The 14,259-nt window shown below is 34.5% G+C and carries 17 protein-coding genes, 1 tRNA gene and 1 riboswitch; of the genes, 5 read left to right on the top strand and 13 right to left on the bottom strand.

What is annotated here, in order from left to right; translation table 11 throughout:
* Positions 1-143: 143 nt before the first annotated feature.
* A complete protein-coding gene (locus BHU33_RS04280) occupies positions 144-782 on the bottom strand; it encodes a deoxynucleoside kinase (protein ID WP_054645887.1) in 639 nt (212 codons plus the stop codon).
* Between the two features lie 80 nt (positions 783-862).
* Positions 863-2,320 carry an amino acid permease gene (locus tag BHU33_RS04275; RefSeq protein ID WP_054645888.1) on the bottom strand — a complete coding sequence of 486 codons (1,458 nt, stop codon included), beginning with the start codon at positions 2,318-2,320 and terminating at the stop codon, positions 863-865.
* A 92-nt stretch (positions 2,321-2,412) separates the two neighbouring features.
* A riboswitch (Lysine riboswitch) is annotated at positions 2,413-2,585 on the bottom strand.
* Positions 2,586-2,713: 128 nt separating this feature from the next.
* On the opposite strand from BHU33_RS04275, the gene BHU33_RS04270 reads away from it, so the two are divergent.
* Both BHU33_RS04270 and BHU33_RS04265 read left to right on the top strand, forming a co-directional pair.
* Positions 2,714-3,268 carry a cysteine hydrolase family protein gene (locus tag BHU33_RS04270; RefSeq protein ID WP_054645889.1) on the top strand — a complete coding sequence of 185 codons (555 nt, stop codon included), beginning with the start codon at positions 2,714-2,716 and terminating at the stop codon, positions 3,266-3,268.
* Between the two features lie 59 nt (positions 3,269-3,327).
* Positions 3,328-3,401 (top strand) — tRNA-Asn (locus BHU33_RS04265).
* Between the two features lie 207 nt (positions 3,402-3,608).
* Here BHU33_RS04265 and BHU33_RS04260 read toward each other — a convergent pair.
* Entirely contained in the window at positions 3,609-4,274 is a 666-nt protein-coding gene (locus BHU33_RS04260) for a phosphatase PAP2 family protein (protein ID WP_054645890.1), read from the bottom strand.
* A 131-nt stretch (positions 4,275-4,405) separates the two neighbouring features.
* On the opposite strand from BHU33_RS04260, the gene BHU33_RS04255 reads away from it, so the two are divergent.
* Both BHU33_RS04255 and BHU33_RS04250 read left to right on the top strand, forming a co-directional pair.
* Entirely contained in the window at positions 4,406-5,251 is an 846-nt protein-coding gene (locus BHU33_RS04255; protein WP_054645891.1) for a sulfite exporter TauE/SafE family protein, read from the top strand.
* Positions 5,251-5,655, top strand: a complete 405-nt coding sequence (locus tag BHU33_RS04250) for a DUF1634 domain-containing protein (protein WP_054645892.1) — start codon at positions 5,251-5,253, stop codon at positions 5,653-5,655. Before BHU33_RS04255 ends, BHU33_RS04250 begins: the two co-directional genes overlap by 1 nt.
* Here BHU33_RS04250 and BHU33_RS04245 read toward each other — a convergent pair.
* Together BHU33_RS04245 and BHU33_RS04240 are read right to left on the bottom strand one after the other, a co-directional pair.
* On the bottom strand, positions 5,621-6,133 hold the full coding sequence (locus BHU33_RS04245) for a threonine/serine exporter family protein (protein WP_078775175.1): 513 nt from the start codon (positions 6,131-6,133) through the stop codon (positions 5,621-5,623). The two genes, BHU33_RS04250 and BHU33_RS04245, sit on opposite strands and share 35 nt — an antisense overlap.
* An 11-nt stretch (positions 6,134-6,144) precedes the next feature.
* Positions 6,145-6,921 carry a threonine/serine exporter family protein gene (locus tag BHU33_RS04240; RefSeq protein ID WP_056997696.1) on the bottom strand — a complete coding sequence of 259 codons (777 nt, stop codon included), beginning with the start codon at positions 6,919-6,921 and terminating at the stop codon, positions 6,145-6,147.
* 155 nt (positions 6,922-7,076) lie between these two features.
* On the opposite strand from BHU33_RS04240, the gene BHU33_RS04235 reads away from it, so the two are divergent.
* On the top strand, positions 7,077-7,424 hold the full coding sequence (locus tag BHU33_RS04235) for a hypothetical protein (protein ID WP_054645893.1): 348 nt from the start codon (positions 7,077-7,079) through the stop codon (positions 7,422-7,424).
* 149 nt (positions 7,425-7,573) lie between these two features.
* On the opposite strand, the gene BHU33_RS04230 is transcribed toward BHU33_RS04235, so the two are convergent.
* From BHU33_RS04230 to coaA, 8 genes are all read right to left on the bottom strand, one after another.
* Positions 7,574-8,467, bottom strand: coding sequence for a cation diffusion facilitator family transporter (locus BHU33_RS04230; RefSeq protein ID WP_054645894.1), 894 nt, complete (start codon positions 8,465-8,467; stop codon positions 7,574-7,576).
* Positions 8,468-8,497: 30 nt separating this feature from the next.
* Positions 8,498-8,938, bottom strand: a complete 441-nt coding sequence (locus BHU33_RS04225; protein WP_054645895.1) for a nucleoside 2-deoxyribosyltransferase — start codon at positions 8,936-8,938, stop codon at positions 8,498-8,500.
* A 14-nt stretch (positions 8,939-8,952) separates the two neighbouring features.
* A complete protein-coding gene (locus BHU33_RS04220) occupies positions 8,953-9,354 on the bottom strand; it encodes a hypothetical protein (protein WP_054645896.1) in 402 nt (133 codons plus the stop codon).
* 20 nt (positions 9,355-9,374) lie between these two features.
* Positions 9,375-10,250 (bottom strand): RluA family pseudouridine synthase, encoded by an 876-nt coding sequence (locus tag BHU33_RS04215; protein WP_054645897.1) that lies wholly within the window; start codon positions 10,248-10,250, stop codon positions 9,375-9,377.
* A gap of 137 nt (positions 10,251-10,387) precedes the next feature.
* On the bottom strand, positions 10,388-10,687 hold the full coding sequence (locus tag BHU33_RS04210; protein ID WP_054645898.1) for a hypothetical protein: 300 nt from the start codon (positions 10,685-10,687) through the stop codon (positions 10,388-10,390).
* 49 nt (positions 10,688-10,736) lie between these two features.
* On the bottom strand, positions 10,737-12,782 hold the full coding sequence (locus tag BHU33_RS04205) for a heavy metal translocating P-type ATPase (protein ID WP_054646083.1): 2,046 nt from the start codon (positions 12,780-12,782) through the stop codon (positions 10,737-10,739).
* Between the two features lie 23 nt (positions 12,783-12,805).
* On the bottom strand, positions 12,806-13,237 hold the full coding sequence (locus BHU33_RS04200) for a CopY/TcrY family copper transport repressor (protein ID WP_225354764.1): 432 nt from the start codon (positions 13,235-13,237) through the stop codon (positions 12,806-12,808).
* Positions 13,238-13,342: 105 nt separating this feature from the next.
* On the bottom strand, positions 13,343-14,257 hold the full coding sequence (gene coaA, locus BHU33_RS04195) for a type I pantothenate kinase (RefSeq protein ID WP_056997697.1): 915 nt from the start codon (positions 14,255-14,257) through the stop codon (positions 13,343-13,345).
* Positions 14,258-14,259: the final 2 nt, after the last annotated feature.

Raw genomic sequence — 14,259 nt, 5'->3', positions numbered from 1 at the left:
TTTGATTAATAACGGAATCGCCGTGCAGGATTAACTGCCAATTCACATACCGGAATTTTCGAATGATGACTCTCAGCAACGCCATCTCTCTGTATTTCTACTTATAAATATGCTTTTTCTTAATTATACAATAATTATTTATTTTAACCTAATACTTCTTTGATTTTTTCATCTAACAGTTTTATAACTGCTTTTTGTGCTTTTTCATTTGTAACGAAATCATATTTATCTCCATCAATCTCTATTTTAGGCGATAAATCATATTTTTCATACCACGAACGATAGCGTTGATTTAATTCATGATAATAATCATATAAACTCGCATCATTATCTATTTGTTCATATGATCGACCACGTTTTTTGATTCTTTTTAACATCGTATCAAATGAAACCGAAATATAAATTAATAAATCAGGCGTCTTTTGAAACTTACTATTTGGAATCTGCTGTAACATATTTTCTAACAAAGAGTCATAGGTTTGTACTTCAATGTCAGTTGACCGTCCTAAATCAGCATTAAGATGAAACAATAACGAATCTTCAAAAATTGAACGATCCATCACACTATATTTATTATTGCTAGCTTCTTTAATACTATCAAGTCGTTTATTCAAAAAGTAAATTTGTAATAAAAATGCATACTTTTTTGGATCTTTATAAAACAAAGGTAGAATCTGATTATCATCTACTGACTCATAAAACGCCGGTGCATTTAGATGTCCTGCTAACAAAGTAGTTAGAGACGTTTTTCCAGCACCAATCGTTCCTGATAAAACTATCATTTGATTATCTCCTTTTAACGACATTCGCTTAACTCGCATTTTTAATTGTATCATTAAAAATCAAAAGCTAGTTTATCTTTTTACTTTTTGTTTTCATTTTCAAGATTAGCTGGCGACACATCAATTTCGTCTAGCGGTATCAAATGAGTATGATGCGTAAACTTGTAAGCAAAGAATAAGATAATTACCAATGGAACACTAATATACGTGATAGCAATTTCAAACCAATCTCCATTAGCAAAAGCACCAATATCTTGACCAAAAATTACTACAATACATAGTATCAAACACATAATTGGTCCAACTGGGAATAAAGTAGCGTGATATTCTAGTTCGTCTAGGGTATGACCCTGCTTAATAAAAGCTCGTCTAAAACGATAATGTGACAGTGCAATCCCAAACCAGGCAATAAAACCTGTTAAACCAGAAGCAGCAACTAACCAAAGATAAATTTTGGGACCTACAAAACTAGTTAAAAATGTCAACAATGCAACTACCGTAGTAGCTAATAATGCGGCTGCTGGGATGCCGCGTTTATTTACTTTGCCAAACAGTTTTGGTGCATATCCTTCATCAGCCATAGAATATAACATTCTTGTGGAAGCATACATTCCGGAATTAGCAGAAGAAATCACAGAAGTTAAAATAACTGCATTCATTACACTAGCTGCCGCTGCTAACCCAGCACGTTTAAATACAATTGTAAACGGACTAATTGCAACGTCAGAAGCTGAGGAACCTAACAAATCAGGACTAGTATATGGAATAATAGCAGCAATCACAAAAATAGCTAAAAAGTAAAATAAAATAATTCGCCAAAATACTTCATGAATTGCTTTCGGAACACTCTTATGTGGATCATCAGCTTCTCCAGCTGTAATTCCAACTAACTCAGTTCCCTGAAATGAAAATCCTGCAACAACAAATACACTAATAATTCCAGGAATCCCGTTTACAAAAGGAGCTTGTTTATAGGTAAAATTACTTAACCCAGTGGCATGTCCTCCCATAATTCCCAAAATAGTTAAAAAACCAACACCTAAAAAGATAAAAATCGTAATTACCTTAATTAACGACATCCAAAATTCTGTTTCCCCAAAAGCTGAAACCGCTAAAATATTAATTGTAAAAATAATTGCTAACGCTCCCGCACTCCAAATCCATGCAGGCAGATGAGGAAACCAAAAAGCCATTACTAGCGCAACCGTGGAAATATCGACTGCAACTGTAATTGCCCAGTTAAACCAGTAATTCCATCCCATCGCAAATCCCATTGCTGGATCAACATACTTCGTAGCATAAGTAGAAAATGATCCAGAAACCGGAAGATTAGTTGCCATTTCTCCTAAACTGGTCATCAAAAAATAAACCATAATCCCCATCAAAACATAAGCGACTAAGGCACCTCCAGGTCCAGCATTGTGCACTGCTGCTCCACTAGCAACAAATAATCCGGTTCCAATACAACCACCTAAGGCAATCATTGAAACATGACGTGATTTTAATCCACGCTTTACATGTTCTTTTTTTTCAGCCATCAATATATCCTCCTATTTTTAAGCAAACGCTAAAAACTAAAAAGGCTCTTCTGAATTAATTCAGAAGAGCCCACTAAAATACACTAATTTCTAGTTTTAAAAGCGCTCCGTATTTTACAATACGACAGTGTTTGATTTATTAAATCAAACCCCAACAAAATAGTTACCATTTATTTTGTTTCGGCAGCTTTCCCTTTTACAATCTGTCATCAACCTAGTAAGTCTCAAAATTGTTACTAATAAAAGCTGCGCCTCTTCTTAAATTTATTATTCAATTATCTTTAGTATAAGTTCTTATTAAAATGAATGCAATACTCTTTTATAATTCATGTGGACATGCTCATGGTTAATCATCTGTTATACTGACAATAAAATTATATTAGGGGGCACGTTATGAATAAAAAAGCTTTGTTAATTATTGATTATACCAATGACTTTGTAGCAGAAAATGGTGCTTTAACTTTAGGAAAAGCAGGACAGGCTTGTGAATCAGAAATTATCAAGTTGGCTGAAGAATTTAAAAATAACGGTGATCTTGTGATTTTGCCAACTGACGTACACCAAAAAGACGATTCTTATCATCCAGAAACTAAATTATTCCCACCCCATAACATTCGTAATTCTTGGGGACGGAAACTATACGGCAACTTAAATCAATGGTATGAAAATCATAAACATCTTGAAAACGTTTGGTTAATGGATAAAACTCGGTATAGTTCATTTGTGGGAACTGATTTAGACTTAATCTTACGTGAACATCATATCGATACGCTTCATTTAGTTGGAGTGTCATCAGATATTTGCGTATTGCATACTGCAATTAGTGCTTATAATTTAAATTATGAATTAGTAATTCACGAAAATGCAATTGCTAGCTTTGATCCTAAAAATCAACAATTTGCTTTAAATCATTTTAAAAATGTCCTAGGAGCCAAAATTGTTAAATAATTTCAAATTTTTATTGACGTCCATAGGAGGCCATGCTATGATTGTAAAAACTTAAATATTGACGTGTAGTTCAGTTGGTAGAAACACCTGACTGTTAATCAGGATGTCGCTGGTTCGAGCCCAGCCACGTCAGTTACTAAAAAGACTTAATTCAAATGAATTAAGTCTTTTTTATCGAAACAAAAACATTACACCATCTAATCCACATTAAGATAAGAGAACAATAATTAATTGCCAAGATAGAAAATAATAATTTATTAATAAAAATAAGCTTCAGATTTGTTAAAAATTAGCGTAAACAAAAAGTGATAAATTCAGTTGAATTTATCACTCTCATTATTTAATACAACGAACGAATAAAAACTCGTCGCTCACTTAATTCCGGTGCATAACGTACATATAAATACTCACAAATTTGTAACCAAGTATAAGCAAAGAATGCTCCACCAATTACATCAGAAGGAAAATGAGCATTTAAATAAACTCTAGAAACCATTACCAAAATAAGCCAAATTCCTAAAGCAGTTCTCATAATCCAAACACTTGATTCTTTTTTTAGCATTGGTGCCACGATAATCCATAACACACTAATAACAAAAAAGGTTCCAACGACATGTCCACTAGGGAAACTAAAACCAGTATCTTTAGCTAAATGCATGCTAGGTCTAGGACGCGCTACAATGTGTTTTACTAAGAACGCCACTACGTTTCCACTAATAATCAAAAATAATGCGAAAAACGCCGGAACTTTATAACGAAATCCCCATAAAATAAATGCAATGACTAACATCCAAAGAATATCCATCTTCGGGCTGCCCAAAAAACTAATAAAAGTAAAAAGTTTCGTTTCAAAACCTGATTGGCCATGTTGCACACTACCAACAATGATAGTATCCAAAAAATCAATAAATCCAAATCTCATTTTAACCGCTATCGCTAGCAAAATAGTTATAACTAATGAGATGCTTAACTTATACGGACGACTAGGGTCCTTTTTAATTATCATATCGCTTACCTCCGCGAAATATATAATTAAAGTGTACCATAAATAGTTATTTTTAAATATAAGCGCTAGTAATCACAATAAAAATTTAATAAAATTAGTAGTATAAAATTAAATTAAAAGGGAGTTCAAAAATGCTTAATAGTATTTTAATTATGCTATTCGTAGGCGTCTTCGTTGGCATTTTAGGATCAATTCTCGGAATTGGCGGCGGGATGATTATCACCCCCGTTTTAACACTTGGCTTTGGTCTTGATATTAAATATGCCATTGGAGCCAGTATCATTGCAGTCATTGCAACTAGTTCCGGTGCTACAATTGCTTACTTAAAAGATAATGTCTTAAATCTTCGAGTAGCCATGTTTTTAGAAATTGCAACCTCAATCGGAGCAATCGTTGGAGCATTATTAACAGGAGTTGTTAATCCTATCTTTTTATATATTATGTTTGGTCTGCTTCTCTTTTTTTCTGGTGCAAACATGATTCGCAAATTACGTGGGAAACAGATTGAAACCAATGCTAACTCTGATGACAAACTGGCTCAAGAGCTGAAATTAAATGGCTCATATTATGATAAAAACTTGAAAAAAAACGTTGACTATAAGGTTACTAATGTTCCAACTGGATTAGGAATTATGTTTGGAGCTGGAATTGCCAGTGGTTTGTTAGGAATTGGTTCTGGCGCCTTCAAGGTGATTGCCATGGATACGTTCATGAAGATGCCATTAAAACCATCCAGTTCTACAAGTAATCTTATGATGGGGGTTACAGCAGCGGCAAGTGCTACTATTTATTTTTTCAATGGATCAATTCTACCCCAAATTGCGGTTCCAATGGCTCTCGGTATTATTGTCGGAGCTGCAGTTGGTTCAAGAGTCATGCAAATCATGCCTTCTAAACTAATTAGAATTATTTTCATTCCCATCTTAATCTATCTAGGATTACAAATGATTCTCAAAGGATTTGGGGTGAGTATTTAATGAAAAAAAATCCAGAAAAACAGACTGTCAATCAAAATAATTCACAATCATCAATGAATCGCATTGAATATACGATTGGTAACATTTTACGCTGGGGAGTAATCGTCTCAGCAATCATCATGATAATTGGTCTGTTTTTATACATTATCAAAGATAGTTTTGGTTACCCCAAAGGATATTATGCTAAATCATTTTCCCAAATTATTACTGGAATTATCGAAATGAAGCCTTATTCCATCATGATGCTCGGAATTTTTGCTTTAATCTTAACTCCAGTCTTACGAGTAATCGTTTCAATTTATTCTTTTTATAAAGAACATGACCACCTCTACGTTATTATTACTTCAGTGGTTTTGATAATTTTAATTTTTAGTTTTGGACTCGGATTATTTTTACATCTTTAAACCAAAAGAAGAAAAAACGCTTATGCGCTTTTTCTTCTTTTTTTAGATTTCGTTTTAAATAATTATATAACTGAATCACTAATTCCGATAGCAGGAATCCCATTGCGAGAGCTCCAGCAATCATCAAGACTTGCATCAAATAAAAGAACGCCAAATGGGGGCGATTCATAGCTACATATTTCATAACTTGATAAGCCTGACCTCCAGGAACTAATGGCACTAGAGCTGGGATATTAAAAATAATGACTGGCATTTTTTTATATTTAGCTGCTAGCATACCGCAAATTCCAATGGTAAAAGCCCCGAAAACATTTGCTCCAACATATCCACCAATAAAGGTAAAGTAAGCCAAATAAACCAAATATCCGGCTACTCCCACCAATCCACCAAGATTTAAAGCTTTTGGCGAAACATTGATTAAGATTGCAAAACCTAAGGTAGCAACGTAAACGCCTAATATTACAATTAATAAATGCATTTAATTCCTCCCTACCCTAACCAAACTAATGACAAAGATACTCCAAATCCAAGAGCACAAGCACAAATCAACGCTTCAATTCCACGCGCTGGACCACTAATCAAGTTTCCAGTGATTAAATCTCGTACCGCATTAGTAATTTGAACTCCAGGAACCAGCGGCATTACTGACCCAATAATAATGTTATCGGTACTCTGACCTAAACCAAAACGAACCGCTAAGATTCCCATAGCTCCAATGGCGGCTGCCGCCACAAATTCACTAATAAAACTTGCATTAACCCGTGAAACGATAGCATGAAAAATCCACCAGCCTAACATTCCAACCAAGCAAGTGATAAGGAAATCATGAATATCATTATTAAACACCACCGTAATACAGCCAGATAGTAAAGCAGCTGACAAAAGCATCATCCAGAATGGATAATAAAATCCAATGTGCTCGACCTTTTTTAATAAGCTATAAAAACGATCCAAGGATATTTTATGGGCAGCAAATTGCCGTGAAAGACGGTTAACTGCTGCTATACGCCGTAAATCAAAATTACGTTTTTCAATTTCACTAATTTGTGCGCCAGCTTCATCATTGGCAGAAATCATCAACCCGGTAATCGTTACATAAGCATGCAAATCATCTAACCCTGCATTTCTTGCAATTCGTTTAATTGTATCCGAAACTCGATTTAATTCGGATCCGTTTTCAATTAAAATTTTTCCAGCCAATAGACAAGTCTGCACTACTTTATTTTTATATTCTCGTGAATTTTTGGATTCATGTTTTTCTGCCATTTGACTCACCAGCTTTCTTTTGAATTATTCTTCCATGTAAAACCTTACTATAAATAATCAGAATTTTAAACATCTTTAAAAAATCATTTTACGTATTAAGTAGATACCGCTATAATTAACATACAAGTTGCGTTCGAAACACAGGAGGAAATTGTATGAGTGATAATTTATCATTTAAAGACTTAAGTTCACAAGCACAGGAAAAAGCAATTAATGAATTCGTTCCATTTTATATTGGCCTACTTCGTAACAAAGAATTAGACGTTATGACCATCTTTGATATGAATCATGTTATGGCAGACATCAATCGTACGATTAATACTGCTAGCAACAAAATTCCAGAAGATTTATACGAATATGTCATTAACTTTAACAATGATGACTATCACACTTTAATGAGCGAATTACCACAAACTTACTTTGATAATGGTAATCCTACTACTGATTGGAGTGAATGGTACGTTTCTGAAACTAACAAATTAGACCCAAATGCTACCCTTTAATAAAATACGAAATCTTGATTATTTTAAAGAGCTTATTCGATTTTAAATCATAATAAGTTCTTTTTTATTAAAACATTAAAAAGATTCCAGCTAAAAATTATTTTCCTAACTTTTAGCTGGAATCTTTTTCTCAAATAAGCTATAACTTTCTAAATATCTTTATCTTTATCATAAAAAAAGTCTTCATCTTCACCATGAGTGGTTTCAGGCTGAATGGTAACATGATCAATACCGTATTTTCCTTTTAATAACTGATTAATCTGGTCATAAATATGTTGTACTTGATTAAGCTGCATATTTTCCATATTTACATGCGCCGAAAATACAATACTGTTTTCATCAACCATCAATGCATGCACGTGGTGCACCCTAGTAATACCATCAATCTTCAACAAATCCTGGTTAATTCCAGCATAGTCAAGTTTGGGTGCACATTCCATCAAGATTGCAATTGTTTTGTGAAGTACAGGCAAGCTCTCCCATAAAATATAGCAAGCCACTAAAATGGTAATAATAGGATCAATAATGGTCCAATTAAAAAGCTCAATCAAAATTCCTCCAACGATAATACCCATTGAAGAAAGAGTGTCGCTTAGTAAGTGAAGATAGGTGGCTTTCATATTTAAGTTATGTTTCGCACCTTTACTTAATAACAGTGTAGAAATCAGATTGGCAACTGTTCCAACTACTGCAACTATTAGCATAACTAAGCCATTAATTTTTTCCGGATTCTGAATGCGATCAATGGCTCCAAAAATCAAGAAAACTGAAAGAATTATCAGAAAAATTGCATTAAAAAGCGCCGAAAGAATCTCAGCTCGTTTAAATCCATAAGTGTTGGTCTTGGTTTGTTTCCTTTTACTAATCACGTGTGCAACATAACTAAATATAATTGATAAAGAATCACCTAAGTTATGAACGGCATCCGACAATAACGATAAACTCCCCGAAAGAAGTCCACCGACAAATTCAAATACAGTAATTAAAGCATTTAACACTGTCACTTCTAAAAAGCGCCGTCCAGACAATTGTTCTTGATCCATTTCAAAGTCTCCTTTTTACAATCGACTTCTCTAAATAAAATCACCATCATATTCATTAGCTGGTATTTTGCTAAAATCATATTTTTCTACTTCTTCACCAGTTTTCAAATACGCATGCAGGCTTTCAGAGATCATTAAATTAACAGTATTATCTTTTTGTTGGAAAACCACAACTGGTTTGCCCATTTGAACTGCTGCACCAATTTCATAGGCTGTTCCACTATCAACATTGTCACCTACAAAATCAATCACAGCAACTACTGCATCAGCTGCTTCAATATTTTCAATATCGCGTTGATAAATTTCTTTAGCCCAGGGTTTAGTAAACTCTTTATTCTTCGCCTCTTGGTGTTTACGAGGTGAATAAAAATCTGCTACCGTCGGATTATTAGTAAGTGCTTTTTCCACTACTTCAATCCGTTGAATTTGTTCTTCACTAAAAAACGGACTTGCTAAATAAATTTGTGCCATTTTAATTCTCCTTATTATTCTTCAACAATCCGCCAATTGCCTTCACCGGCTTTGGCAATTTGGTTTAAAAAGTGTAAAACATTCTCTGCTCGTTCCTTATCATGTTTAGTTAACAAGTTTAATCCAGTTCCGGTATTCATCGGCTGACTTAAATTAAAATCGCCTTTTGTACCTAAGATTCCTTCTGAAAAGGCCATTACTGTTTCACCTGTCTTAATTTTAGTAACTACAAAAAACAATGTAAAATCATCATTTTCCGTCATATAAACCGGCATTGCCCAAATTCCATCGGCAATCTCATCCATTTGGTATTCCATGAATTTATAATCTTTATGATTTTCCTTAGTAACTGGCGTCTTTAAAGTAAACATCATCTTATCAAAAGCCGAGTTACCAAGCTGTATATTATCTTCCAAGGACTTTCCCCTTTCGTTATTTATACATATTTTAGCATATCAGCAGGCACCGCAGCTTTAAAACTTAATTCCCGTTTTTGAAATGGGTCATAAAACTGTAATGAAACCGCATGTAAAGCCTGTCGTTTGATTCCCTGATTCAAGGGTCCGTGATATAATTCATCGCCTAACAGCGGATGTCCTGCATCAGTAAAATGAACTCTAATTTGATGAGTGCGTCCCGTGTGTAGTTTAACTTCGAGTACAGTAGCAGTTGGAAGTCTATTTTTAACCCAGTATTCTGTTTTAGCATCCTGACCAGCTGGTGTTACTTCACGAGCAAAATTATTATCAACCCTTCCAATCGGTAAATCAATCATGCCGTGATTGTATTCTATCCTACCTGCAACTACTGTTAAATAACGTTTATCAATCTGATGGGATGCTAATTGTTGGTTAGCATAACTATTGGCAAGTCGGTTTTTAGCTACCAATACCAATCCACTCGTAAATCGATCCAAACGTGTAATTATATGCGGGCGTAAATCACTAGTATGTTCAGCAACTAAATGCCCTTTAATTCGATTTACTAGTGTATCAGTTCGATTAGAAGGCCCGGGAACGGTCGTTAAACCTGCTGGCTTATTAACTATCATCCAGTTATCATCTTCGTAAATAATCTCTATCTGCTGATGACTGATTAAGACATTTGGATCAGCAGTTTCTGGGGGAAACACAACTGTTACGGTTTCCCCACTGCTAATCTTTCTTTGTGGAGTAATCTTTTGATTATCAATTTTAAAACTATCATCACGACTTTTTAAAGCAGAATACATTCGATGACTAACACCATGCCTACTCAAAAAATTTTTTAATGATATCTCACTTTGCGTTTCATTTTTCCATTTAACCTGCATTAAGACACCACCTTTTCACGGTCTAAGCATGATAATTCTTTTTAATTTTATCAGACAAATGCGACTGCAACAAGATTTCTAATTAGGGCATAAAAAAATCCGATAACAAAAATGTCATCGGATTTCCTTAATATACATTAAGATTGATCATCAACTAATCCTGAAGTAATCAAATAATTATAGGCATCAGCTGCTTTTTTATATTCATGTTCTTTCGAACCATTCCAATCTTTAGAAATTACCATCCCAGTATCTGAAATATAGTTCGTAAAAGCACGGACAGCAACTACATCATCAGCTTTGGGAGTTGCTTTAACCCCCTGTTGCAAGCCATCAGTTACGGTTCCTAAAATGTCAGCATCAGCAGTATTTTTATTAACTGTTAATCCAATTTTTTCAGCATCTTTTAGTAGTTGTGAATAGGTTTTATTTTCCATGTTATTAACTCTCTCTCTAATAATAGTTTCTTTTCTATTATAACCTTAATCACTCTTTTTTCATATGCAGGGTTAAAGCGTTCACGGCTACAATCACAGTCGACAACGACATAATAATTGCACCAACTGCTGGTGAAAGAATAATTCCCCAAGGTGCTAAAATCCCAGCAGCCAAAGGCATGGCAATAATGTTATATCCAGCTCCCCACCATAAGTTTTCAACCATTTTAAGATTAGTGGCTTTGGCTAGATTAATGAAATCAACAATATCCTCTGGATCACTTTTTACCAAAACAACATCAGCTGAGTCAATGGCAACATCGGTTCCAGCACCAATTGCTACCCCAATGTTAGCCCGAGATAAACTAGGAGCATCGTTAACTCCATCTCCCACCATCATGACATCGTACCCTTTAGCTTGATACTGTTTAATAATTTTTTCTTTATCACTTGGAAGTAACTGTGCTTGATAAGCAATATCTCCAAGTTCATGCGCAACCCGTTTAGCAGACAAATCATTATCACCGGTTAACATTACTGGAATCAAGTGCATCTTGCGAAGATTTTTAATCAATTCAAATGATTGTGGACGAATCACATCTCCTTGAGCTACCACTCCTAAAACCTGATTGTCGCTAATCAAGTAACTAACTGAATTTCCAGCACTCGCCAATTGATTAAATTGATCAATATCATAACTAATTTGATGTGCTTTTAGATAGTCAGCTGTCACAATCAAATAATCTTTGCCTGAAATCGTACCTTTTAGCCCGACTCCTTGAATAATTTGAACATTAGTTGCTGAATGTGGCTGGATACCATCTTTTTTAGCTTGATTTAAGATTCCCAACGCTAATGGATGACTCGAATCCAATTCCAAATCAGCCAAGATAGTCAAAACTTCCGTCTTACTTAAATCAGAAGTCGTTTCAAGGGCATTAACATTAAAAACTCCTTCAGTTAAAGTCCCGGTTTTATCCATAAAAACGTATGAAAGTTTTTTAACTCTCTCAATTGCTTGACGATGTCTAATTAATAGACCATTTTGAGCAGCAATTGATGTACTACGAGCAACTACTAGCGGGATTGCTAAACCAAGAGCATGGGGACATGCAATTACTAATACTGTAACCATCCGTTCCAATCCATAACTTAACCCACTAACAATTGTCCAAACAACTAATGCTAAAATCCCAATACTTAAAGCCCCATAGAATAACCATCTTGAAACGTAATCAGCCATTGTTTGTGCTTTAGATTTTTCCTTTTGAGCTGATTCAACTAATTTAATTACTTGCGCCAAATATCCATTGGAACCAGTTGCTGTAACTTTTTCAACTAAACTGCCGTTTCCATTAATAGATCCGCCAATCACTTTACTCCCAGGTTTTTTTGCTACTGCTTTTGATTCACCTGTTACTAATGCTTCGTTGACTGCGCTGTCACCTTTCACAATCACACCATCAGTTGGAATTTTTTCTCCAGCTTGAACCAATACTTCTTGACCTACTTGCAATTTATCCAGTGGAACTGATTTCGTTGATCCATCTGGTAACAACAAATGAGCGGTATTGGGAAGCAATTCAGCCATTTTCTTAACGGCACTTCCGGCATTCATAACGGCACTCATTTCAATCCAATGACCTAAAAGCATTATGACAATCAAACTAGCTAGTTCCCAAAAGAAATTCATAACGTGGGCATCATGATTAACAAACGTGTTGATAATAAATGAGTAAACGCTATAAACATATGAAACACTAATTCCCATCGTAATTAATGTCATCATTGCTGGTGCATGATTTTTTAATTCTCGTTTTGCACCTTTAAAAAAAGGTTCACCACCATAGAAAAATAAAATTGTAGCCAAAATTAATACAATCCACTGTGAACCAGGAATATCACGCTGATATGCAAAGGTAATTCCCATTAAAGGCGATAAGAGCATAATCGGAATTGCCAAAATTAGCGAAATCCAAAAACGACGTTTAAAATTACCCATATTCATCATTTGTCCGCCGCCCATGTCCATTGACCCACTGTGGTTCATTTGCATCCCTTTCATATCACCATGATTTGAATGAGACATCTTCATCTTTTTCAAAAATATCACTCCTCTTAATTACATTCCCCGTTAGGTAAACAATTACAATCAATTTTAGTTGGTGCCGTCTTCGCTTTTTGGGTTAAAAGACGGCTTAGTTCAGCTAAATCACTTTGTGTCATTTTAGTATTTTTTACTAAATCAATAATCGACTGTCCTTTTTTCATAGCACAAAGTCTAGTAAACAATTCCTCCGCACTTTGATTCATAGCTTCTTGTTCTGGCACTAAGGGCAAATACACAAAATGTCGGTCTACTTTTTTATTCTGCAAAAAGCCCTTTTTCGTTAATCTAGTTAACAAAGTTTTAATGGTAGAATCCTTCCAGGCAGATTCACATTGTAAATTATCGATAATTTCTCGTGTGGTACAAGATCCAAGTGACCAAACAATGCGCATCACATTCCACTCTGCACCAGTCACGCTTTCATTCTTATTTGTCATCATTGTTCACCACCATTGTTTACAATTGTAAATACAAATTACATTATAGTTTACATTTGTAAACGATGCAAGTAAAAAAGAATGAACTAAAAAGTTCATTCTAAAAAATCAATATTTGCGTAAATATATTTTATCAATCGCATGACTTTGCCCTTTATGAATGATGACATTAGCTCGATCTCTTGTTGGTAAAATATATTCATTCAAGTTAGGAAGATTAATCGTCTCCCAAGCATGTTTAGCCATCGCAATCGCTTCATTGGGTTCTGATTTAGCATATTTATAAAAATAATTTTTAGGATCTGTAAAGGCGGTTTCCATCAGTTTCTTAAATCGATTCAGATACCATTCTTCAATCAAGGTAGAATCAGCATCAATATAGATGGAAAAGTCGGTAAAATCACTTACATAAATATTTTGTCCCGCCGGAATCTGCAAGGTATTAATTCCTTCAATAATCAAAACATCTGGATTAGTAACGACATCAAATTGATTCGGAATAATATCATAAACTTGGTGAGAATAAACTGGAGCTTTAACTTCTGATTCTCCAGATTTGATTTTAATCAAAAAGTCAATCAATGCTTTCATATCATAACTCTCTGGAAAACCTTTCCGCTCTAGAATTCCTTTTTCTTGTAAAGTCGCAGTTGGGTACAAAAATCCATCAGTCGTAATTAATTGGGTTTTACGATTTGGTAATAAGTAATCAAAAAGATATTTCAATAATCGAGCCGTAGTTGATTTACCAACCGCTACACTGCCAGAGATACCGATGATAAATGGCACGCGAAATGGCTTACGTTGTAAAAAATCACTTTTTTTCGTTTGCCATTGCCGATAACTATCTAACGCTGAACTAATATAATGCACTAATGGCATATAAATTTTAGTAACATCTTCTAAGGAAACTTGATCATTAAATGCTTTTAAATTTTCTAAATCAGCTCGAGTAATCGGATTTAAATTAGTGGGATAAAATTGTTCCCAGTTATTTTTGTCATATGCATAAAAATTATCCACTT

This window comes from Fructilactobacillus lindneri DSM 20690 = JCM 11027, from assembly GCF_002907375.1.
Lineage (GTDB): Bacteria > Bacillota > Bacilli > Lactobacillales > Lactobacillaceae > Fructilactobacillus > Fructilactobacillus lindneri.
Note: the sequence above shows the minus strand (reverse complement) of the source record. Positions and strands in the feature narration are given on the sequence as shown.

What these genes read in the sequence shown, in the direction of transcription:
- BHU33_RS04205 (WP_054646083.1), bottom strand. Translation starts at nt 12,782, where the DNA reads ATGAAGATGTCTCATTCAAATCATGGTGATATGAAAGGGATGCAAATG.
- BHU33_RS04230 (WP_054645894.1), bottom strand. Translation starts at nt 8,467, where the DNA reads ATGGATCAAGAACAATTGTCTGGACGGCGCTTTTTAGAAGTGACAGTG.
- BHU33_RS04275 (WP_054645888.1), bottom strand. Translation starts at nt 2,320, where the DNA reads ATGGCTGAAAAAAAAGAACATGTAAAGCGTGGATTAAAATCACGTCAT.
- BHU33_RS04260 (WP_054645890.1), bottom strand. Translation starts at nt 4,274, where the DNA reads ATGATAATTAAAAAGGACCCTAGTCGTCCGTATAAGTTAAGCATCTCA.
- BHU33_RS04200 (WP_225354764.1), bottom strand. Translation starts at nt 13,237, where the DNA reads ATGATGACAAATAAGAATGAAAGCGTGACTGGTGCAGAGTGGAATGTG.
- BHU33_RS04245 (WP_078775175.1), bottom strand. Translation starts at nt 6,133, where the DNA reads ATGCATTTATTAATTGTAATATTAGGCGTTTACGTTGCTACCTTAGGT.
- BHU33_RS04280 (WP_054645887.1), bottom strand. Translation starts at nt 782, where the DNA reads ATGATAGTTTTATCAGGAACGATTGGTGCTGGAAAAACGTCTCTAACT.
- BHU33_RS04225 (WP_054645895.1), bottom strand. Translation starts at nt 8,938, where the DNA reads ATGGCACAAATTTATTTAGCAAGTCCGTTTTTTAGTGAAGAACAAATT.
- BHU33_RS04235 (WP_054645893.1), top strand. Translation starts at nt 7,077, where the DNA reads ATGAGTGATAATTTATCATTTAAAGACTTAAGTTCACAAGCACAGGAA.
- BHU33_RS04255 (WP_054645891.1), top strand. Translation starts at nt 4,406, where the DNA reads ATGCTTAATAGTATTTTAATTATGCTATTCGTAGGCGTCTTCGTTGGC.
- BHU33_RS04270 (WP_054645889.1), top strand. Translation starts at nt 2,714, where the DNA reads ATGAATAAAAAAGCTTTGTTAATTATTGATTATACCAATGACTTTGTA.
- BHU33_RS04210 (WP_054645898.1), bottom strand. Translation starts at nt 10,687, where the DNA reads ATGGAAAATAAAACCTATTCACAACTACTAAAAGATGCTGAAAAAATT.
- BHU33_RS04240 (WP_056997696.1), bottom strand. Translation starts at nt 6,921, where the DNA reads ATGGCAGAAAAACATGAATCCAAAAATTCACGAGAATATAAAAATAAA.
- BHU33_RS04250 (WP_054645892.1), top strand. Translation starts at nt 5,251, where the DNA reads ATGAAAAAAAATCCAGAAAAACAGACTGTCAATCAAAATAATTCACAA.
- BHU33_RS04215 (WP_054645897.1), bottom strand. Translation starts at nt 10,250, where the DNA reads ATGCAGGTTAAATGGAAAAATGAAACGCAAAGTGAGATATCATTAAAA.